The 21370-nt window shown below is 70.2% G+C and carries 20 protein-coding genes; 7 read left to right on the forward strand and 13 right to left on the reverse strand.

The window, feature by feature from the left end:
• Window positions 1-11: 11 nt before the first annotated feature.
• The 4 genes from fdxA to ACWDUM_RS01750 all read right to left on the reverse strand — a co-directional run bounded on the left by fdxA (window position 12) and on the right by ACWDUM_RS01750 (window position 4128).
• Window positions 12-335 carry a ferredoxin gene (gene fdxA / locus ACWDUM_RS01735; protein WP_450132648.1) on the reverse strand — a complete coding sequence of 108 codons (324 nt, stop codon included), beginning with the start codon at window positions 333-335 and terminating at the stop codon, window positions 12-14.
• Window positions 336-436: 101 nt separating this feature from the next.
• Window positions 437-1219 (reverse strand): hypothetical protein, encoded by a 783-nt coding sequence (locus ACWDUM_RS01740; RefSeq protein ID WP_450132649.1) that lies wholly within the window; start codon window positions 1217-1219, stop codon window positions 437-439.
• Window positions 1216-3831, reverse strand: coding sequence for a bifunctional FO biosynthesis protein CofGH (locus ACWDUM_RS01745; RefSeq protein WP_450133309.1), 2616 nt, complete (start codon window positions 3829-3831; stop codon window positions 1216-1218). The genes ACWDUM_RS01740 and ACWDUM_RS01745 overlap by 4 nt, the downstream gene beginning before the upstream one ends.
• A 99-nt stretch (window positions 3832-3930) precedes the next feature.
• A complete protein-coding gene (locus ACWDUM_RS01750) occupies window positions 3931-4128 on the reverse strand; it encodes a hypothetical protein (RefSeq protein WP_450112969.1) in 198 nt (65 codons plus the stop codon).
• Window positions 4129-4275: 147 nt separating this feature from the next.
• On the opposite strand from ACWDUM_RS01750, the gene ACWDUM_RS01755 reads away from it, so the two are divergent.
• From ACWDUM_RS01755 to ACWDUM_RS01775, 5 genes are all read left to right on the forward strand, one after another.
• Window positions 4276-4755 (forward strand): PH domain-containing protein, encoded by a 480-nt coding sequence (locus ACWDUM_RS01755; protein ID WP_450133310.1) that lies wholly within the window; start codon window positions 4276-4278, stop codon window positions 4753-4755.
• A gap of 14 nt (window positions 4756-4769) precedes the next feature.
• On the forward strand, window positions 4770-6347 hold the full coding sequence (locus ACWDUM_RS01760; RefSeq protein WP_450133311.1) for a PH domain-containing protein: 1578 nt from the start codon (window positions 4770-4772) through the stop codon (window positions 6345-6347).
• Window positions 6348-6462: 115 nt separating this feature from the next.
• The gene (locus tag ACWDUM_RS01765; RefSeq protein ID WP_450132650.1) at window positions 6463-7491 is read left to right on the forward strand and encodes an esterase/lipase family protein; all 1029 of its coding nucleotides are present in this window, start codon (window positions 6463-6465) and stop codon (window positions 7489-7491) included.
• Between the two features lie 253 nt (window positions 7492-7744).
• Complete coding sequence (locus tag ACWDUM_RS01770; RefSeq protein WP_450132651.1) at window positions 7745-8716, forward strand: esterase/lipase family protein; 972 nt, start codon at window positions 7745-7747, stop codon at window positions 8714-8716.
• Window positions 8717-8767: 51 nt separating this feature from the next.
• Window positions 8768-9448 (forward strand): uracil-DNA glycosylase, encoded by a 681-nt coding sequence (locus tag ACWDUM_RS01775; RefSeq protein WP_450133312.1) that lies wholly within the window; start codon window positions 8768-8770, stop codon window positions 9446-9448.
• Here the strand turns inward: ACWDUM_RS01775 and ACWDUM_RS01780 are convergent.
• The 8 genes from ACWDUM_RS01780 to ACWDUM_RS01815 form a co-directional block, all read right to left on the reverse strand.
• Window positions 9445-10749, reverse strand: coding sequence for a YncE family protein (locus tag ACWDUM_RS01780; protein ID WP_450132652.1), 1305 nt, complete (start codon window positions 10747-10749; stop codon window positions 9445-9447). The two genes, ACWDUM_RS01775 and ACWDUM_RS01780, sit on opposite strands and share 4 nt — an antisense overlap.
• A 92-nt stretch (window positions 10750-10841) precedes the next feature.
• Complete coding sequence (locus ACWDUM_RS01785; protein WP_450132653.1) at window positions 10842-11267, reverse strand: hypothetical protein; 426 nt, start codon at window positions 11265-11267, stop codon at window positions 10842-10844.
• 32 nt (window positions 11268-11299) lie between these two features.
• Window positions 11300-11455 (reverse strand): hypothetical protein, encoded by a 156-nt coding sequence (locus ACWDUM_RS01790; RefSeq protein WP_450112964.1) that lies wholly within the window; start codon window positions 11453-11455, stop codon window positions 11300-11302.
• 84 nt (window positions 11456-11539) lie between these two features.
• Window positions 11540-12916, reverse strand: coding sequence for a glutamate decarboxylase (locus tag ACWDUM_RS01795; RefSeq protein ID WP_450132654.1), 1377 nt, complete (start codon window positions 12914-12916; stop codon window positions 11540-11542).
• Between the two features lie 75 nt (window positions 12917-12991).
• Window positions 12992-13870, reverse strand: coding sequence for an N-acetyl-1-D-myo-inositol-2-amino-2-deoxy-alpha-D-glucopyranoside deacetylase (gene mshB / locus ACWDUM_RS01800; RefSeq protein ID WP_450132655.1), 879 nt, complete (start codon window positions 13868-13870; stop codon window positions 12992-12994).
• Window positions 13870-15699: an ABC transporter family substrate-binding protein gene (locus tag ACWDUM_RS01805; protein WP_450132656.1), complete on the reverse strand. Its 1830-nt coding sequence runs from the start codon at window positions 15697-15699 to the stop codon at window positions 13870-13872. Before ACWDUM_RS01805 ends, mshB begins: the two co-directional genes overlap by 1 nt.
• A 92-nt stretch (window positions 15700-15791) precedes the next feature.
• Window positions 15792-17687, reverse strand: a complete 1896-nt coding sequence (gene typA / locus ACWDUM_RS01810; RefSeq protein WP_450112960.1) for a translational GTPase TypA — start codon at window positions 17685-17687, stop codon at window positions 15792-15794.
• 257 nt (window positions 17688-17944) lie between these two features.
• Window positions 17945-19069, reverse strand: coding sequence for a helix-turn-helix transcriptional regulator (locus ACWDUM_RS01815; protein WP_450132657.1), 1125 nt, complete (start codon window positions 19067-19069; stop codon window positions 17945-17947).
• A gap of 113 nt (window positions 19070-19182) precedes the next feature.
• On the opposite strand from ACWDUM_RS01815, the gene ACWDUM_RS01820 reads away from it, so the two are divergent.
• Together ACWDUM_RS01820 and ACWDUM_RS01825 are read left to right on the forward strand one after the other, a co-directional pair.
• On the forward strand, window positions 19183-20595 hold the full coding sequence (locus ACWDUM_RS01820) for an FAD-binding oxidoreductase (RefSeq protein WP_450132658.1): 1413 nt from the start codon (window positions 19183-19185) through the stop codon (window positions 20593-20595).
• 153 nt (window positions 20596-20748) lie between these two features.
• Complete coding sequence (locus tag ACWDUM_RS01825) at window positions 20749-20925, forward strand: hypothetical protein (protein ID WP_450132659.1); 177 nt, start codon at window positions 20749-20751, stop codon at window positions 20923-20925.
• Window positions 20926-20950: 25 nt separating this feature from the next.
• Here the strand turns inward: ACWDUM_RS01825 and ACWDUM_RS01830 are convergent, their stop codons facing one another.
• On the reverse strand, window positions 20951-21367 hold the full coding sequence (locus ACWDUM_RS01830) for a (deoxy)nucleoside triphosphate pyrophosphohydrolase (protein WP_450132660.1): 417 nt from the start codon (window positions 21365-21367) through the stop codon (window positions 20951-20953).
• Window positions 21368-21370 lie beyond the last annotated feature (3 nt).

Here is a 21370-nt window from a genome sequence, read left to right on the forward strand (position 1 = left end):
GTTCGAAGACCTCAGTGCTCGCCCATGGGCGGCAGCGCCTTGATGAACGGCGGGTCGTAGTCGACCTTGCCGAGCTTGGCGGCACCGCCGGGCGAACCGAGTTCGACGAAGAAGTCGACGTTCGCGGAGACGTAGCCGTTCCACTGGTCCGGGACATCGTCCTCGTAGAAGATCGCCTCGACCGGGCAGACCGGCTCACAGGCGCCGCAGTCCACGCACTCGTCGGGGTGGATGTAGAGCATGCGGCCACCCTCGTAAATACAGTCGACGGGGCACTCTTCGATGCACGCCTTGTCGAGCACATCCACGCACGGTTCTGCAATCATGTAGGGCACTGCCGCTGCCTTTCTGACACGGACCTCTTACCGGGCGCACGTCGCGCACCAGGGTTACCAGTATCACCCCTGCCGGAGACGAGCACCGGCTTAGGGTGCCCTCAGACGGTGGTCGTTCCCCGTGCTCCGCTACCCGCGACCGCGGTTCGCACGGTGTGCCCGTCGACCCACCGTTTGCCCTGGACCGCGGCGTCGAACAGGGCGCCACGCTCGCCCAGGTAGTCCGCGAGCGCACCGACGAGGGGCAGGTTCCCGAGGGCGCGCCACGGCCGCGACGGCTGCGGACGCTTGTGCAGTTCGTCGGGGATCGCCCGCAGCACCCGCGCGGTCGACCACATGCCACCCAGCGCCGCGAGGGGTCGCCAGCCCCGGGACTCCTCGGGCCGGTCCTGCTCCTCCCGCGACAGCAGGGTCCTGGCGTCGATCTCCCGGTTGCAGAGCACCGAGGCCAGCAGATCCACCTGCGCCGTCCGGTCGGTGACGCCGAGCTCCCGGGCCACCGCGATCAGCACCAGCGTCTGATTCGCGAAGCCGAGCAGGTCCTGCAGAGGCAGCTTCTTGGCGACCGGGCCGAGCACACCGGGAAACGCCACGACGACGGTGTTGAGGAGCCCGAGCCGGGTCAGCCACCACCGGGCCCGCCGTTCGTCACCGGCGCGTTCCCACGACGCGGTTCCGGGCACCTCCGCGAAGTCGAGCAGCCAGGCCACCCCGTCGAGCACGCGGTCGACGGGTCCGCCGCCCGGAGCGGGCGGGACGAAAGTACGGGCCTTGATCCCGAACGGGTCCGCCGACGCCAGATCCAGCACCGGGTTCACACCCCACGCCGCCCGGTCCAGCACTGCGACGACGCGGGCATCCCCGATCGGATCGCTCTCGCTCATGACACCACCGCCCTCACCCCGTCACCGGTTGTCGCCGCGTATCCGGTCGTACGCTCCCGGGCCGGCCGGCCGATGCCCTCGGCGATCGCCCGCAGCTCGGCGACGGTCTTCTCCGAGCCGTGCTGCGAGCCGGCCATCCGGGAGATCGTCTCCTCCATCAGGGTGCCGCCGAGATCGTTGGCGCCGCCCTGCAGCATCGCCTGGGTGCCCTCGATGCCCAGCTTGACCCAGCTGGTCTGGATGTTGGGGATGCGGCCGTGCAGCATCACCCGGGCGAGGGCGTGCGCGGCACGGTTGTCGCGCATCGTCGGTCCCGGCCGGGACGCCCCGGCCAGGTACAGCGGGGACGACTGGTGCACGAACGGCAGCAGCACGAACTCGGTGAATCCTCCGGTGCGGTCCTGGATTCCGCGGAGCACGTTCAGGTGCCCGACCCAGTGGTGCGGCTGGTCGACGTGCCCGTACATCATCGTCGAACTGGACCGCAGGCCCACCTCGTGGGCGGTGGTGACCACGTCGATCCACGTGCTCGTCGGGAGCTTGCCCTTGGTCAGCACCCAGCGCACCTCGTCGTCGAGGATCTCGGCGGCGGTGCCGGGGATGGTGTCCAGGCCGGCGGCACGCAGTTCGGTCAGCCAGTCCCGCACCGACTGCCCGCCGCGGGAGGCGCCGTTGACGATCTCCATCGGGCTGAACGCGTGCACGTGCATCGACGGCACCCGCGCCTTGACCGCGCGCACCAGGTCGGCGTATCCGGTGACCGGCAGTTCCGGGTCGATGCCGCCCTGCATGCACACCTCGGTGGCGCCGGCGACATGCGCCTCCCACGCCCGGTCCGCGACCTCCTTCGCCGACAGCGTGAACGCGTCCGCGTCGCCCTTGCGCTGCGCGAACGCGCAGAACCGGCAGCCGGTGTAGCAGATGTTGGTGAAGTTGATGTTCCGGTTCACCACGTAGGTGACGTCGTCGCCCACGGTGTCGCGGCGCAGGTTGTCGGCGAGTGCGACCAGCGCCTCGAGCCCGGCGCCGTCGGCGGTCGCCAACGCGCGGTAGTCGTCGTCGGAGCAGCCCGCCGGGTCGTGTTCGGCGTTGCGCAGGGCCGTCAGCACGTCCGAGTCCACCTTCTGCGGCGCGCTGAGCGAGAGCACCTGCTCACGGACGGTCTCCCAGTCTCCGAACGCGCTGCCCAGGTCGCTGCGGGTCTCGGTGTTGCGGCCGTCGGTGTCGATCCCGGTGTTCAGGTCGATCCGGCCGCTCGACTCCCACATCTCGTCCGGCTCCTGCCACGGCAGGCCGGTCGGGATCGCGTCCGCGCGGGCCATGCCGGTGTCGGGGTCGGCGAGCGCCTGCACGTGCCCGGCGATTCGCGGGTCGATCCACGGGGACCCGGCGAGGACGTACTGCGGCTGCGCGGCGGTTCGTTCGACGAGCGTGTATCCGGCCTCCGCGGTGATCGCGGCGAGCGTGTCGAGGTTCGGCCACGGCCGTTCCGGGTTGACGTGGTCCGGGGTCAGGGGTGAGACACCGCCCCAGTCGTCGACACCGGACGCGATCAGCGCCAGGCACTCGTCACCGGAGACCAGGTTCGGCGGCGACTGGATCCGCATCGCCGGGCCGAGCACCAGACGGGAAACCGCGATCGCGGCTCGGAACTCCTCGATCCCGGCATCGGGCGTGTCCCGCATCGCGGTGTCGTCCTTGGCCAGGAAGTTCTGCACGATCACCTCTTGGACGTGACCGAACGCCTTGTGCGACTTGCGGATCGCCATGATCGTCTCGGCCCGCTCGGTCATCGTCTCGCCGATCCCGACGAGCAGACCGGTGGTGAACGGCACCGACAGCCGGCCCGCGTCCGTCAGGGTCCGCAACCGCACCGCCGGATCCTTGTCGGGGCTGCCGTGGTGGCACTGCCCCTTCTCGGTGAACAGCCGGGTCGACGTCGTCTCGAGCATCATCCCCATCGACGGCGCGACGGGCTTGAGCCTCGAGAGTTCCTCCCAGCTCATCACGCCCGGGTTCAGGTGCGGCAGCAGGCCGGTCTCCTCGAGCACCCGGATCGACATCGCCCGGACGTAGTCGAGCGTGGAGTCGTAGCCGCGGGACTCGAGCCACTCCCGCGCTTCCGGCCACCGCTCCTCGGGCCGGTCACCGAGGGTGAACAGCGCCTCCTTGCAGCCGAGTTCGGCGCCGCGGCGGGCGATGTCGAGCACCTCGTCCGGATCCAGGTACATCCCGTGTCCCTCGGCCCGCAGCTTGCCGGGCACGGTGACGAAGGTGCAGTAGTGGCACTTGTCGCGGCACAGCCTCGTCAGCGGGATGAACACCTTGCGCGAGTAGCTGACCGTCTTCGGCCTGCCCGCCGCCTCGAGTCCGGCGTCACGGACCCGGGCCGCCGAGGTGCACAGGTCCTCGAGATCGGCACCACGCGCGTGCAGCAGGACGGTCGCCTCGTCGACGTTGAGGGTTGCGCCGTCCCGGGCCCGACGGAGCGCGCGCCGCATCGCCGACGCCGGCGGTGCCGGCAATTCCCGCGACGCCGGCGGTGCCGGCAATTCCCGCGACGCCGGCGGTGCCGGCAATTCCCGCGACGCCGGCGGGATCGAGGCCGGCATGGTCGGGGCAGGCAACATCGTGGGAGAGGCGTGGTCGTCAACAGTCACGCCGTCGATCATGCGCCATCTCCGGAGACATGCGCCACAGCAGGTTGTCCGCTAGCGGGGGTACTCCTCGTCGTCGGGTACGTCGCGCGCCTGCTCGACCGCGTCGGCCACGTTGACCTCCTTGGTGCCGACGGTCTCGAGGTCCGGCGAGTGCTCGCGTTCGTCCTCCGGCAGGACGGGGTCCGCCTGACCAGCACGGTCCGCGTCCGTCATCTCGCCGTCGAACATGGGGTTCTCGGTTCGTTCCACGCCACGCTCCTTCCGCCGCTGATTCCAGGCTAGGCCACTTCCCACCCCGTGCACGGGTTCGGCGGACACGCCCGGCCGGGCGCCGCGCCGCGCCGCCCGGTGGGGCAGGGTGAAGGGGTGAGCACTCCCCCGACCTCCCTCGTCACCATGTCCGACCCGCAGTGGCGGCCGTCGCGACGGGCGCCGCTGCTGTGGGCGGTCAATGCGGTCCTGATCTGGATTCCGGTCTTCGTGGCGCAGGTGGTGTGGGGATTCGTGGCCCGGGAGTGGACGACATGGCCGCACATCGTCGTGTTCCTGGTGACGGCGGCCGCCGCGCTGGTGCACGTGACGATCGTCCCCGGATGGCGTTACCGGGTGCACCGCTGGGAGATCAGCGACACCGCCGTGTACACACGGACCGGCTGGTTCACCCAGGAACGCCGCATCGCGCCGATCTCACGGATCCAGACCGTCGACACCGAGCGCGGGCCGATCGACCGCATGCTGGGACTGGCGACGGTGACGGTGACCACGGCGTCGTCGGCGGGTGCGGTGACGATCACTGCGCTCGACTCTCCCGTCGCCGACGCGACCGTCACCCGGCTCACCGAGATCGCGGGCCGCAACGCGGGAGACGCGACGTGACCGGCGCACTCCCGATGCCTCCTGCCCCTGGCACCGCGCCGCCGGAGGACTCGGGTCCCGAGGCGCTGGCCGCCGAGCAGGATCAGCCCTGGCTGCGGTTGGACAAGCGGATGCTGCTGGTGCATCCCGTCAACGAGGCGGTCAAGCTCCTTCCTGTACTGCTGGCCTCGGTGGTCGTCGGCAGTCAGAGCGGAAACCATGCGTGGGGGCTGATCGCCCTGACGGTGCTGGTGGCGTACGCGATCGCACGCTGGCTGACCACCAGCTACCGGATCGGCCCGGTGCACGTGCAGCTACGGACCGGGGTGTTCCAGAAGAAGCTGCTCTCCGTCCCGCGCAACCGGATCCGCTCGGTGGACGTGGAAGCCGGTCTGCTGCACCGGATCCTGGGCCTGTCCGTGGTCCGGATCGGCACCGGGCAACGAGCCGAGCGGGCAGGCGATTCGACCCGGTTCGAACTCAACGCCCTCGACGCCCGGCTGGTTCCGGCGCTGCGTGAGGCACTGCTGCTCGCCCGGCACCCGGACCCGGCGGCCGCCGCCGCCCAGGACGAGGCGACCGCGGCGCCCGCCCCGACGGTCGAGATCGCGCACTGGTCGCCGTCGTGGGTGCGCTACGCACCACTGTCGACCACCGGCGTGCTCACCGTCGGTGCCGCCGCGGGCGTCGTGTTCCAGTACGGCTTCAGTGAGCGCCTCACCACCTCCGACACGGTCGAGAACGGCTTGAACTGGCTGCGCGGATTCGGTGTCGTCACCGTGGTGACGATCGGACTCGTCGCGCTGCTCGCGGTGGCCAGTGCGCTCGCCTGCGTCCGCTATCTGCTGGCATTCGGTGACCTGCGGGTGACCGACGACGGGCACGTGCTGCACGTCAGCCACGGACTGCTCCGCACCCGGCAGACCACCCTCGATCGCGCGCGCCTGCGCGGTACCAGCCTCCGCGAGCCCCTCCTGCTGCGCCTGGCCGGCGCAGCCCGCCTCGACGCGGTGATGACCGGCATTTCCGCCGGGCAACAGCACTCCTCGATGCTGCTGCCGCAGGCCCCGCGCGGTGAGGCCGAGCGGATGGAGGCCCTCGTGCTGCGCGGCACGGGACCGGCGACGGCGACGGTCCCGTTGACTCGGCACGGTGCGGCCGCCCGCCGCCGCCGCCACACCCGGGCGCTGGTCCCGGTGGCCGCGCTCGCCGCCGTGGCCGGGGTGGCGGCCGCGGCCGGCGCCCCGATCGGATGGCCGGTGTGGACGGTGCTCGCGGTGCTCGCAGTCGCCGCGGCCGGACTCGCCCACGACCGGTACCGAGGACTCGGCCACGCCACGCCGCCGGGGTGGCTCGTCACCCGTCACGGATCGCTCGACCGGAGCAGGCACGCCTTGGAGGCGAACGGGATCGTGGGGTGGACGGTGCGGCAGACGTTCTTCCAGCGACGTGCAGGCGTGGCCACCGTGGTCGCGGCGACCCCGGCAGGCGCCGGGCACTACGACGTCCTGGACATGTCCGCCGAGCGGGCGTGGACACTGATCGAGACGGTGACGCCGGGGGCAGGAGACATCTGGACCAACAGCACCGGAGTTCCGCGCCGCGAACGGTGACACCGAGACCGCGAGCGACCGGTTCGCCGGATTCTGCCGCGCGGAACTGCCAGAGGCTGATAGAGATGGCCCCTGCACCATTCCGCCATCCTCGATCGTTCTCAGGAGTATTCGCGTGACCAACCGGCTACGGTCCACCACAACTGGCATCGCGGCTGTCGCGGTCGTCGCCCTCGGTATCGCCATCGTCCCCACGGCGACGGTCTCCGCCCAGTCCTCGACGGGGTCATCCACAACGGAGTTCGTCGAGTCGTTCAAGAACGTCACGGGGTCCGTGATGAGCCAACCCCACGAACAGGGCGTACTGCCGGGAGTGAACGAGGACTGCACGCCGTCTCCGGAGCATCCGCGCCCGGTCGTTCTCGTCCACGGCACCGCGCTGAGGATGCAGAAGACCTGGGGCAACGTGCACGATCCGAGCCTGCCTGGACCGCTGGTCGAAGCGCTTCGCGCGGACGGGTACTGCCTCTACGCGTTGAACTACGGCTACGCCACTTCGACGTGGGTCGCCGGCATCCCCGGACCCAGCGGGTGGGGGCACGGCTCGATCACCGAGTCGGCGAAGGACCTGGCCGACTTCATCGACAGGGTGCGCGAGCGGACCGGCTCCACACAGGTCGATGTCGTCGGGCACTCCCAGGCCGGGCCCCTGACCCGCCGGTACCTGCTCGCCGAGGGCGGGGCCGACCCGGCGAATCCCGCGAACAACAAGGTGCACACCTTGGTCATGCTCGGGCCGAGCAACCACGGCACGACCTTCTGGGCCGACAATCCGGCCGACGCCAAGCGTGCGGGTGCCTCGATCGCCGGTCAGCAGCAGACGCCGGGCTCGGAATTCCTCACCGAGCTCAATGCCGCGCCGGAGACACTCCCCGGGATCGAGTACACCGTCATCGCGACGACGAAGGACGACCGAGTCTTCCCTTACGAGAGTTCGTTTCTCATTCCCGCTCCGGGCACCGAACAATCCGTCCACCAGATGACGGTTCAGGAGGTGTGCGGCGACCCCGACCTGGCGGTCTCACACGCCAGGTACTTCCCTCCCGGTCTGGGCAACTCGGTCGGACTGCTCGACCATTCGGTCCCCCAATTCCTCGTCCGCCAGGCGCTCGACCCGACACTGCCCGGCACTCCCCCCTGCTGAGCGCCGCCCGGGTGGCGTCGGACTCATCGAAGGTAGCGGCATCCTGGCGGTCGCCCCGGCGCGGGCGACGGCTGGGACCGTAAGGCGCAAGTCCACGCCCACCTCCCGAGTCCACGCCCACCTCGCCGGCTGAGCCGCGACCGCGGGCGATGAAGAGTGATCGACGAAACACCGCTCCCTCTGGCACCTAGTCATTAGGACTGCTAAAGATGACGGCGGCACCGTTTCACGATCACTTCTCAGGAGCACTCGCGTGACATACCGACTCCGCGTGGCCGCGACGACCGTCGCGGCCATCGCAACGTTCGTCGTCGGTACCACGATCGTCCCCTCGGCGACCGCCGCGGCCCCGGGCCGCGCCCTCGGGCCGAAGCAAGCGCAGGGAAACCTGCCGGGCGCGAACGAGGACTGCACGCCGTCGCCGCGACATCCCCGGCCGGTCGTGCTCGTGCACGGCACCGGTGTACCGATGCAGGAGACCTGGGGCAACCTGGAGAATCCGAACCTGCCCGGACCGCTCGTCCAGTCGCTCCGAGCCGACGGCTACTGCGTCTTCGCGTTGAACTACGGATACGCACCGTCGATGTGGATCGCCGGCATCCCGGGACCGAGCGGGTGGGGTTTCGGCTCGATGGTGGAGTCGGCCAAGGAGCTCGCCCGGTTCATCGACGCAGTGCGGGAGGAGACCGGCTCCGCGCAGGTCGATGTGGTCGGGCATTCCCAGGGCGGCACGATGGCCCGACGCTACCTCCTCGCCGAGGGCGGAGCCGACCCGGCGAACCCCGCGAACAACGTGGTGCACACGCTGGTCACGCTCGGACCCAGCAACCACGGAACCACTTCCTGGGGGAACATTCCGGCCGCAGGCACGCTCCTGGGCCACGCGATCGCCATCCAGGAGCAGACTCCGGGGTCACGATTCCTGGCCGAACTCAATGCCGGACCGGAGACGCTCCCGGGGATCGAGTACACCGTCATCGCATCGACGAAAGACGATCGCATCCTGCCGTTCGAGAGCTCGTTCCTGAATCCGGCTCCCGGGACCGAAAGGTCCGTCCAACAGACGACGGTTCAGGACGCCTGCGGCAACCCGAACCTCGCGATCTCACACTCCAGGGTCCTCCCCGGCGTACCTTCGTCCACCGGCCTCCTCGACGACGGGGCGGCGCTCTTCCTCGTCCGCAGGGCACTCGACCCGACACTGCCCGGCACTCCCCCCTGCTGAGCACCCCCGGGTAGCGTCGGACCCGTGGAAGCCCAGGGGCCCCTCGCCGCGATGGACGCCGAACTCGTCGACTGCAGACGCTGTCCGCGACTGGTCGCCTGGCGGGAGAAAGCCGCCGCCGAGAAGCGTGCCGCGTTCCGCGACGAAACATACTGGGGGCGACCCGTTCCCGGATTCGGCCCGGCGGACGCCGCACTGCTGATCGTCGGACTGGCCCCGGCCGCGCACGGCGCGAACCGCACCGGGCGGATGTTCACCGGCGACCGCAGCGGGGACGTGCTGTATGCGGCGCTGCACGCCGTCGGACTGGCGAACCAGCCGACCGCCGTTCGGCGAGACGACGGACTCGTGTTGCGCGGCACCAGGATCACCGCCCCGGTGCACTGCGCTCCACCGGACAACAAGCCGACCCCCGCCGAACGCGACACCTGCCGCCGGTGGCTCGACGAGGAACTACGACTCCTGACCCCAACGGTGCGGTCAGTGGTCGTACTCGGCGGATTCGGCTGGCAGGCACTACTTCCCGCCCTCACCGCGGGCGGGTGGACGGTGCCACGACCGCGCCCGAAGTTCGGGCACGGCGCGCACGTCGAGCTCGCCGGGGAACGCCCCCTGCACCTGTTCGGCTGCTATCACGTCAGCCAGCAGAACACCTTCACCGGCCGGCTGACCCCGGCGATGCTCGAGGAGGTCCTGCGCGACGCCGGGCGCGCGGCCGGACTGCTCCCCTAGGAGCCGCTGCTGCCCAGCCCGTCCAGGGAGCCGCCGCCCTCGGGGTCCGGTCCGGGAGTACCCGTCCAGCCTGCCGGGACATGCCCGAGGCGCACCCGCTGCGGATGGTCCCCGACCTCCACCGTCGCCACCTTCTGCCCGGTCGCGAAGTCGATCGCACTGATCGTGTCGTTCGCGCTCTCGGAGATGACGCAGTGCGTGCCGTCGCCGTTCACCGTCGCCCAGTACGGCTTGCCTGCCGGGACCGTCGGGGACTCCTGCAGTGTCGCGGTGTCGACGGTCGTCACGTAGTCGTCCATCGTCCCGGCGATGCACAGCCTGCTGCCGTCGGGATTGATCGACATGCCGTGGTGGCGGGAGTCGTTCACCCAGGTGGTGCGGTCGGGGTTGGTGGCCGGGTTCTTGGGTAGTTCCTTGATCCGGGTGATCTTGTCGGAGGCGACGTCGTACTCGACGAAACCGTTGAAGAACGACACCTGGAAGTACAGGGTGCCCTCGTCGGGGCTGAACGCCACCGGGCGCACCGAGTCGGAGAGGTCGTCGCGGCCGAACGCGTCGAGCCGGTCGCGCATGTCGATCACCTTCACGACCTGCCAGGTCGCGGTGTCGACAACGGTGATCTTGCGGTCACCCTTGGTGTCGTCCTGCTCCGGCGCGTCGGTTGCGGTGTTGACGTCTCCGATCGCCATGTTCCACAGGTACCGTCCGCCATCGGTGTAGACGTTCTCGTGCGGCTTGTCACCGGTCCGGAACGATCCGATCTGCTGCCCGGTGCGGATGTCGAGCACGTGGACGGTATTGCTCGTCGACGCCGACACCGCCACCTGGGTGCCGTCCGGGGACACCGCCATGTGATCGGCTCGGTAGCCGGACACCGGAAAACGCCAGTTGATCTTCCCGGTCGTGAGATCGATCGAGACGACGTCGGCGAAACTGGGGCGGGACGCGACGACCGCGGTTCCGTCCGGGGTGGTGTACATGTCGTCGACGTACTGGTCGTGTCCCTCGCCGACGAGTTCCCGGATTCCGAGGAAGTACCCCAGCTTGATCGGGTTGGCGTAGATCTCGTTCAGGCGCTCCTGCTTGTCCGGGATCATGTTGACGCGACCGAGTTTCGAGTAGGCGCCGGTCGACTGGACGACATCCGCGGTGCCCTCCCAGTTGTTGCCGACGAAGAGCACCTCCGTCAGTCCGGCGGGCACGGGGGCCGCCTGCGCCGTACCCGCCATCGCGCCGAGCGCGCACACGGCGATCGTCGCCGCCCGTGTGATCCCGCGACCGGCCAACCACCTTGTCCCCACGTGTGCCCTCCTCGTCCCGATGTCGGCGGCACGCTAGCAGGCACCCCCGAGGTGCGGAGGAACAATCGCGAATCCGGTCGGGCGACCGTGGGTCAGCGGGCGCGGGCCGCCTGCCCGCGCGCGACCGCCGCGTCGGCGCCCCACTTGAACAGCAGCACCATCGGCGGAACCAGACCGCCGACGAGCAGCAACAGCGATCGCCAGTCGGCGATCAGCAGCGAGTCGCCACCGGGTCCGCCGACCATGCACACCAGGAACCCCACGAACCACCCCGCGAGCGGAAGCGCGTACCGGCCGGGCCGGTCGGTCACCGTCCGAGCGCCGAGAACCAGCAGTACGTTCACCACCGCCGCCGCCAGCACGCTCACCGGGAACGGCGCCGAGCCCAGCCGAGCGGGCAGGAACAGCACCGCCAGGATCGCGGTCAGGAACCCGTCGAAGACCAGCAGCACGAGAATGAAGCGGTCGAGGATGCCGCGTCCGGCGACGGGCGAGGCGGAGACGGGGCCGACGGTCATGACTGAAGATCGTAGGCGCCGGGCACCCGGCGTCAGGGCACCGGCGGGTACCCGAGCATTGTCAGCAGGTGCGATTGCATGTCCACGAACCCGTAGAGCGCGTTCATGTACATCTCGTGGTGCATCTGCGAGTTCGGCCGCAACGAGTCGACGAACGCGACGATCTGGTTCTGCACGCTCCAGTTCACACCCGTACCTCCAGCCCCACCCCGGAAACCATGACGTGGATCACAGCCTAGGCGCGGCGGGCGCCGCGGGTCACGCGTTCGCGGTCAGTGATGGAAGCCGGTCCGCTCGCTGTCGTCCGGGGTGCCGTCACGCAGCCGCGCGATCGCCGCCTCGATGTCGCCGGCGAGCAACGCGATCTCGTCACGAGAGACGCCGTGCCGCACCAGCACACGCTGGATCACGGTTTCCTCCCGGTGCGGCGGCAGTGGGTAGGACGGCACCTGCCACCCCCGCAGCCGCAACGCGTCACTCAGGTCGTAGAGCGAGAACCCGGCGGTCGCCGGATCGGTGAGCGTGTACGAGACCGCGGGCAGGCCACCCGTGCCGTCGTAGAGGATGGTGAACGGCCCCATCCCCCGGATCCGGCCGGCGAGGTATTGGGCGGTGTCCGAGCATGCCTGCTGGATCCGGCGATAGCCCTCCCTGCCGAGCCGCAACATCAGGTAGTACTGCGCGACGATCTCACCGCCCGGACGGGAGAAGTTCAGCGCGAACGTCGGCATGTCGCCGCCGAGGTAGCTGACCCGGAACACCAGGTCCTCCGGCAGCAGTTCGGCGCTGCGCCACACGGCCCACCCGACGCCGAGCGGTGCCAGACCGTACTTGTGGCCGGACGAATTGATCGACGCCACCCGATCGATCCTGAAGTCCCACACCAGTTCCGGCTGAACGAACGGCGCGATGAAGCCGCCACTCGCGGCATCGACGTGCACCGGGATGTCCCAGCCGTGCTCGGCCTCGATCGCGTCGAGCGCGGCGGCTATCTCCGCGACCGGCTCGTAGTCGCAGGTGTAGGTGACACCGAGGATCGCGACGACGCCGATCGTGTTCTCGTCCACGTAGTCCCGCAGCTGATTCGGACGCATCCCGGTGGCGCCCTCCTCCAGAGGCACCTGCCGCAGTTCGACGTCGAAGTAGCGGGCAAACTTCTCCCAGCACACCTGCACCGGACCACACACCAGGTTCGGCCGGTCGGTCGCCCTGCCCTCGGCTCGGCGCCGCTCCCGCCACCGCCACTTGAGCGCCAGACCACCGAGCATCGCGGCCTCGCTGGAGCCCGTCGTCGAGCATCCGACGGTTGTGCGCCCGTCCGGCGAGTTCCACAGGTCGGCGAGCATGTGCACGCACCGGGACTCGATCTCCGCGGTCTGCGGGTACTCGTCCTTGTCGATCATGTTCTTGTCGAGGCACTCGTTCATCAGCCGGTGCACCTCGTCCTCGGACCACGTCGAGCAGAACGTCGCGAGATTCTGCGAGGAGTTGCCGTCGAGAGCCAGTTCGCCGTGAATCAGCGCATAGGCGATCCGGGGATCCGAGGATCCTTGCGGCATTTGATATTTCGGGAGAACTGCCTCACTGAGTGGCGTCGAGTAGATGTCGTTTACGATATCGGCGCGATCGCCGACCCGGTGCAGCGCCATCGGTTCGTGTCCCTTCGTGGGTGAAGCTCACACACTGCGGAAAACCGACCTCAGCCTAACCCGCGAACCGGACGATCACACGCCGGAGAACAGGTCGTGCTCGCGACCGTCGGCACCGACCTCGCCGAGCACGCCGCGCGCCAGCACGTAGTGCTCGTCCACCGGAATCGGCTGCACGATGTTGTTCGACAGCGCGAACTCGGTACCCGTCGGCGACACCGTCACCTGCGTGGCGTGCGCCTCGAAGGCAGCCACCTTCGCCGCCAGCTGGGCGCGGACGTCGACGACGGTCGTCACCTGCTCGTCCGGCACGCAGGGCAGCTCACCCGGCTCCGGGAGCCGCCAGGACTCCGGGATCTCGGTGATGCACTCGAGCCCCTCGGTCAGCGAGGTCGCCTCGGTGACAGTCCAGTACAGCTTGGCCACGTTCCACGGTTCACCGGCCGCGGTGCCCTCCGGCGACGCGGCGGCCTCGACGGCGGCGGTGACCACCTCGTGCACCCGGATGTGGTCCGGGTGCCCGTAGCCACCCCGCGGGTCGTAGCAGATCACGACCTGCGGACGCCGCTCGCGGATCACCGCGACGAGTGCGTCGACCACCTCGGCACGGTCCGCGTTCACGAAGGCCCGCGGATTCGCCGCCGCCGGGGTACCGGCCATGCCGGAGTCCCGCCAGCGTCCCGCGCCGCCGAGGAACCGGGGCTGCGCCACCCCGAGCCGGCCGAGCGCGGTCGTCAGCTCGAGGATCCGGAACCCGCCGAGCTGGTCGGCGCGGTCGGCGACCAGCTCCGCCCAGGCGTCGCCGATCACCTCGCCCTCCTCGCCCAGCGTGCACGTCACCACGGTCACCTCGGCACCCTCGGCGGCGTACCGGGCGATCGTGCCGCCGGTCGTGAGGGTCTCGTCGTCGGGGTGGGCGTGCACCAGCAGCAGTCGCGGCCGTTCGTCCGTCATCAGTTCTGCTTCCTCGACCAGTCCGCGGCATCGCTGAAGATGCCGACCTCGATCGCCCCGGTGAGCGAGACCCCTTCCACGTCGGGCCCGGCGGCAACCACCGTCGTGTCCTGCAGCACCGGCAGCACCGCGGCCAGCTCCCACAGCCGGGGCTCGGCGTGGGCGATCAGCTGCCCGACGTCGCCGACGCCACGCAGCGCGTCGTCGATCCCCTGCTGCAGGCCCGGGTCGCACAATCCCGAAACATTGCTCGGCGCAGCCGGATTCGGCACCACTTCGGTGGTGTCGCCGGCCTCCTCCCCAGTGGTCGGAGCGGGCGCCTCGGCGACCGACGTGTCCGGAGTCTCCGAGGCCGTCACCCCGGGCTCCGCACCACTCGCCTCGTCGGATTCCTCGACCGCTTCCGGCGCCGCCGGCGGCGGGCAACCGTATCGGGACGCCAGCGCCGTCGCCGGGTCCGCGCCCGCGCGCGCCCAGCCGACCACCGCGTCCACCCGCTCGTCGACCAGCGCGCGACCGTACAGTTCCTCGGCCCGCATCGTCGTGACGGTGACCTGCGCCCCCGCACCACGTAGCTGGTCGGCCGCGGTGTTCGCGACCGCGATCGCGGTGTCGTCTCCCTGGGTCGCGCCGATCGTCAGCGTCAGCGGGACGCCGTCGCGGACCAGCCGTGCCGGCGCCTCCGGATCGGCCGGTGCCAGTACCCATCCCGCCTCGGCGAGCAGGCCCAGAGCCTGCTCACGGGTGGGGGCGGGGGGCGCGGTCGGCACGTAGCCGGGCGCCGACGGTGCCAGCACCTGCGCCCGGGCGACCGTCGCATTCGCACCCGACGGGGTTCCGACGGACGCGAGCAGGTCGGTGTTCAGGAGGCCGAGCAGGCCCCGGCGCACCCGCTGGTCCGCGACGGCCGGGGTGCGGCCGTTGAATGTCAGGTCCAGCACCCGCGGCTGGAAAGTGGTCCCGGACCGCACGCCCGGAACCGCCGCGAGCTGCCACTGCAGGGAGCCCGCGCCACGCACCTGCACCACCTGCGCGTCACCGGCCCGGATCGAGTCGGTGAGCTGCGCGTTCGAGCCGCCGCGCCGCATCAGGATCTGATCGGGGGTGGCGGGCCGGCCCCAGAACCGGTCGTTGCGTTCGAGCAGGATCTCGTCGCGTCCCCGGTCGACGCTCTTGATGTGGAACTGCGCACCGGAAACCGGGATGTTCTCGGACAGGCCGCGCGCGAACCCGCCCGGGGTGTCCTTCACCAGATGCGACGGCAGCAGGTCGGTGAACAGTTCCCGCCACGCCGGGTACGGGGCCCGCATCGTGACGGTGACGGTCTTGCCTCCCGCCGACGACGCGATGTCGTCGATCAGCGCGTATCCGGCGGGATCGACCACGCCGGGCTGGCTGACCATCTGCTGCCACAGGTACCGGAAGTCCTCCGCGGCGATCGGCGCGCTGTCCGACCACTGCGCCTCGTTGCGGAGCTGGTAGGTGATCGTGAACGGGTCCTGCGACGTCACGTCCGCGGACACCAGCAGCGACTCGTCCGGCACCCAGTCCGTACCGCCCGGCACCGTCGGGCTCGGGACCGGCCGGAACGGGCTCGGCAGCACCATCGACGTCACCGCCGCGCCCACCGGCGACTGGTCGGAGAGCAGGTGCGGGTTGAAACCCTGCCCGATCTCGTCGATCGAGACCACGACGGTGTTCTTCGTCGTGACCGTTGTGGTGGGTTTCGGGCTGTCGGTGCTCTCCACCGGAGGCGGCGGATTCGCCGTGCAGCCCGCGAGAGCGAGACCGGCGACCAGTGCGGTCGCGATCGACAGAATCCCTCGCACTCACCCGTCCCTTCGTGTGTGCGGTTGCGCCGCCCGTGAGTGATCTCCACCCCGATGAGGGTGCAGATCACTCACAGACGCGAAGCGCAACTCTACAGCGCGGCCTTGTCGCGGGACTTCGCGCGCGAACGCTCGCGGGCGCGCTCGGTCGCGTTGAGGTGCACCTTGCGGACGCGGATCGCCTCCGGGGTGACCTCGACGCACTCGTCGCCGGCGCAGAACTCCATCGCGGACTCGAGCGTCAGCTCGATCGGCTTCGCGAGGGTCTCCGTGACGTCGGCGGTCGCCGAGCGCATGTTGGTGAGCTTCTTCTCCTTGGTGACGTTGATGTCGAGGTCCTCGGCACGCGGGTTGATGCCCACGACCATGCCCTCGTACGTGTCGGCGCCCGGGTCGACGAAGAACGTGCCGCGGTCCGACAGCTGAATCATCGCGAACGGCGTCACCGTGCCGCTCCGGTCGGAGACCAGCGAGCCGGTGTGGCGGGCGCGGATCTCGCCCGCCCACGGGGCGTAGCCGTGCGAGACGGCGTTGGCGATGCCGGTGCCGCGGGTCTCGGTGAGGAAGTCGGTGCGGAACCCGATCAGGCCACGCGACGGGACGATGAACTCCATGCGGACCCAGCCGGTGCCGTGGTTGGTCATCTGGACCATCTTGCCCTTGCGGTTCGCGAGCAGCTGGGTGATCGCGCCGAGGTGCTCCTCGGGGGTGTCGATCGTCAGCTCCTCGAACGGCTCGTGCAGCTTGCCGTCGACCTGACGGGTGACCACCTGCGGCTTGCCCACGGTCAGCTCGAAGCCCTCACGGCGCATCTGCTCGACGAGGATGGCCAGCGCCAGCTCGCCGCGGCCCTGCACCTCCCAGGCGTCCGGGCGGCCGATGTCGAGGACGCGCAGCGACACGTTGCCGATCAGCTCGGAGTCCAGGCGGCTCTTGACCATGCGCGCGGTCAGCTTGTGGCCCTTCACCCGGCCGACGAGCGGAGAGGTGTTGGTGCCGATGACCACGGAGATGGCGGGCTCGTCGACGGTGATGGTCGGCAGCGCGACCGGGTTCTCGGTGTCGGCGAGGGTGTCGCCGATCATGATCTCCGGGATGCCGGCGACCGCGACGATGTCGCCTGCGACCGCGACCTCACCGGGCTCGCGGCTCACGCCGACCGTCTTGAGCAGCTCGGTGATCTTGACGTTCTTGACTCCGTCGGCATGCATCCACGCGACCTGCTGGCCCTTGCGGAGTTCACCGTTGTGGATGCGGACCAGCGCGAGGCGGCCCAGGAAGTCGGAGGCGTCGAGGTTGGTGACGTGCGCCTGCAGCGGTGCGGACGCGTCGCCCTTGGGTGCAGGCACGTGCTCCATCAGCACGTCGAACAGCACGTCCAGGTTCTCGGTGTCGGGGGCCTGACCGTTCTCCGGCTGGTTCATCGACGCCTTGCCCTCGCGGCCCGACGCGTACAGGACCGGCAGGTCCAGCAGCGCCTCGGCGGCCGCGGCGGCCTCGTCGTCGAGGTCGGATGCCAGGTCGAGGAGCAGGTCCTGCGCCTCGGTGACGACCTCTTCGATGCGGGCGTCCGGGCGGTCCGTCTTGTTCACGACGATGATGACCGGCAGCGACGCGGACAGCGCCTTGCGGAGAACGAAGCGGGTCTGCGGCAGCGGGCCCTCGGACGCGTCGACGAGCAGGACGACGCCGTCGACCATGGACAGGCCGCGCTCGACCTCGCCGCCGAAGTCGGCGTGGCCGGGGGTGTCGATGACGTTGATGACGGTGACGGTGCCGTCCTGGTTGTGGCGATGAACAGCGGTGTTCTTCGCGAGGATGGTGATGCCCTTCTCGCGTTCGAGGTCACCGGAGTCCATGACGCGGTCGACCAGCTCGGCGCGCTCGGCGAAGGCGCCGGACTGGCGCAGCATGGCGTCGACGAGGGTGGTCTTGCCATGGTCGACGTGCGCGACGATGGCGACGTTACGGAAATTGGTGGTGCTCACGCGGGGCGTTCTCCTGGCTGCTGACGGGGCCACACGAATTTGGCGTCGTACGGCTTCTGGCTGCCGCTACGCGCATGCGTGATTCCCATTCGCGACCCCCGGGCACAACGAACGTCGTGCGAAACGATCACGACATCCGCGCCGGTGCAGGGACTGCGGCCAGCGAACACCCTACCCGCTCGCGCCCCGATCCCCCACATCGCGGCCCGCCGCAACCACCGCTGACCTGGGGATAGTGATCTGCGACACGGTCACCGTCAGGGTTCCGACACGAACCATCCGGACGGCCCCAGGCGGGAATTCTTACGCGATGCGTAGTGGTCGAAGAACACCCGTGCGGTGAGTTCCTTGCGGTTCGAGACGCCGGCCTTGTCGAAGATGACCTTGAGGTGGTCCTGCACCGTGTACGGCGACAGGTGCAGCGCCTTGGCGATCTCGCCGGTGCTCGCCCCGCGCAGCACCCCGTCCACGACGTCCCGTTCCCGAGGCGTGAGCCCGAACGCCGCCACGACCAGCGGGACCACCTCGGGCGCGCCGGCCGGTTCGATCGTGACCACGACCTGCATCGGGTGACCCGCGCGCCCGGCGAGCGGGGCGGCGTGCACGGCCAGCCACTGCCCCGTCCGTGAGCGGACGCGCACGCGCGGCACCGCGGAGCTCCGGCCGGTCGCGAGCGCCCGAGCCCCCGCCAGCGTCGCCACCACCGGTTGCGGGAGGTCCGTCCAGAGATCCCCTCCCAGTTCCTCCACCCGTACCTGCGCGGCGAGCGTGGCCTGGCACAGGTTGTTCTCGTGATCGAACGTGAGCACCGCGGGCCCGTTCTCGGGCCCGACGACATCGGTGCCCGGCGCGGCGTCGGCGATCAGCCCGGCACGCACCCCGACTGCGAGCATCCCTGTCAGCCCGTCGATGAAGTCGGCCTCGGCCGGGCTGAACCCGCTGCCCCCGGCCCTTCGGTAGATCGCCAGCCCGCCCCAGACGTCGCCGCCGGTCCGCATCATCACCCGCATCTCGTGCCCGAGGTCGAACATCGGCTCGAACAGCTCTCGGAAACGGGAACTGCGCCGCGGATCGCCGCCGGTCACCTCGTGCAGGATGCTGACGCCGACGTTGCTGCGGGCCAGGTCACTGAACAGACTCACGTCGTCCTCGACGTACTCGTGGTACGCGAACTCGACCTCGCACGGGTTGTCGAGACCCGCCTTGACCGACCCGGTCACCATCGAGGTCGCCGGGTCGATCGTGCCGAAGCACGCCGCGTCGAACGGCACGGCCTTGGTGAGAAGCTCCATCGCAGCGTGACCGAAATCCTGCCAGTTCTGACCGGCCCGCGAGAGAGCGTCGAGCCGGGTGCGGACCGTTTCCGCGCGCATGGTCGCCATGGGGTCGAATTGTCGCGCGGGCCGCTCGTTTTCGACACCCCAGATGTCTGGGGTGACAGGAGCCCCGCCCCGGGGGATGTTCCGGACGGGCCCGGCGACCGACGCTTTCGGCCATGACATCAACACCGATCGACCTCGACACCCACCGCTCCCGGGCCCGCCTGGCTTCCGTCCCGTGGGACCGGCTCGCCGCCGACCTCGACGGCCGGCTGGACCTGCCGGACAGCCCCGACTGGGCGACGGTGGCGCAGGCGTGGAACGTGAGCATCACCCAACGACCCGCCGCGGTCGTGACCGCCGCGACCACCGCCGACGTCGTCGAGGCCGTCCGCTTCGCCGCCGCCAACCACGTGCGGGTGACCGCGCAGCCCGGCGGCCACGGCGCGAACCGGGCCCTCGACGACACGCTGCTGATCCGGACCTCGGCCCTCGACGACATCTGGATCGACACCACCGCACGGACCGCCCGCGTCGGCGCGGGCGTGAAGTGGGGTGCCCTGCAGTCCGCGCTCGACGGCACCGGCCTGACCGGACTGGTCGGCTCGAATCCCGATGTCTCCGTTGTCGGTTTCTGCCTCGGCGGCGGCCTGTCGTGGTTCACCCGTCCGTTCGGACCGGGCTCGGGGTCGCTGTCGGCGGTGGAACTGGTCGACGCGCACGGCGTGCACCGCTGGATCAGCGACGACAAATCCCCCGAGCTGATGTGGGCGCTGCGCGGCGGGGGCGGCGAGTTCGGCATCGTGACCGCCGTCGAGATCGACCTGTTCCCGGCGCCCGAGATCACCGGTGGGCGACTGGCGTTCCCCGCCACCGACGCCGCATCGGTGCTGCGCGCCGTGTCCGCCCTCACCGTGAGCGCTCCCGACGAACTGTCCGTGTGGGCCTCGATCATGCACTTCCCGCCGATCCCGGAGTTGCCCGACGAGATCCGCGGGAAGTCCTTCTGCTTCGTCGACACGGTGCTGCTGGGTTCGGATGGCGCGCTGGCGGCCCACCTGGCACCGGTCCGCGCCGCGGGCACCGTCCTGCGCGACACGACCCGGCCGCTGCAACCCGGTGACGTCGGCGCGATCTGCGAGGAGCCGACCGACCCGTCCCCGGGCGTGCACTCGTCGATGCTGCTCACCGCGCTCGACGAGGGCGTCATCGATCTCGTGGTCGAACGGGCCGGCACGGCCGGGTCGCTCCCGCTCACCCAGATCCAGTTCCGTCATCTGGGTGGCGCGGCGCGGTCGGGCCGTGCCGGCGCGGTCGACCTGCGGCGAGACCGTGCCGAGTTCGCGGTGATGACGCTGACCCTCGCACCCGTGCCCGAACTGCTCGCCGCCGCGGCGCAGGCGATGGCGAGTCTGTTCGACGAGCTCGCTCCCTGGTCCGCGGGTCCGACCGTCCCGACGCTGCTCGGACCGGACGAGTCGTTGGAGCGCGCGTTCGACTCGTCCACGATGGACTCGCTGCGCCGACTGAAGGCCGCCGTCGATCCGTCGTACGTGATCCGCGGCAACCACCCGGTCCACGGCCGCTGAGCGGTCACATCGTCCGCGGTGGTGCCCCACCCCCGTGGGTGGCCGGGAACCCGTCGGGGGTCGGCCACCCACGGGCCGCGGCAACTGAGGTTACGCTAACCTCCATCGGGAGAGTGTCTCCCCGGTTGTCGAAACGGAAGGGCCCGGTCGCAGATGGGCAAGGTCAAGCCGAAGAACGTCTCGAGCCTGAAGCCGAAGAAGAAGTGCTGTCGCAGCAAGACGCGGTGCGTCAAGTGCCCGGTCGTGATCATGCGGATGAAAAAGCTCGAGAACCAGGGCGCCACCGGCAAGGAACTCAAGAAGGGGCTCAAGAAGGCCCGCGCCGCCTGAGCCCCATCCCACACCCGCGGGCGGACTACCGCGGATCGAGCAGGGCGAGCAGCTCCGGCAGCCACGCGCGATCGTTGGGCACGAGGTCGGCGGCGGCCAGGCCGCCGGCGTCGACCCAGCGCACCGCGGCGTGTTCGAGTGCCTCAGGCACACCCGACTTCAGTTCCACCACGTAGGCCCGCAGCACCATCCCGTTCGGCAGTGGCACATCGACTCCGATCCGCGCGCCGACGGCGGTCTCGACGCCGAGTTCCTCACGCAGTTCCCTTCGCAGCCCCTCCGCGGGCGTCTCCCCAGGCTCGATCTTGCCGCCCGGCAGTTCCCACCTGCCCGCCAGTTCCGGTGGGGCGACCCGCTGCGCGAGCAGCAGCCGGCCCGCGTCGACCAGCGCGGCCGCGGCCACCTCGCGCCGCCGATCCCTGTCCCCGAGGCCCGTGTGCATGGG

Source organism: Rhodococcus sp. NPDC003322 (genome assembly GCF_053589555.1).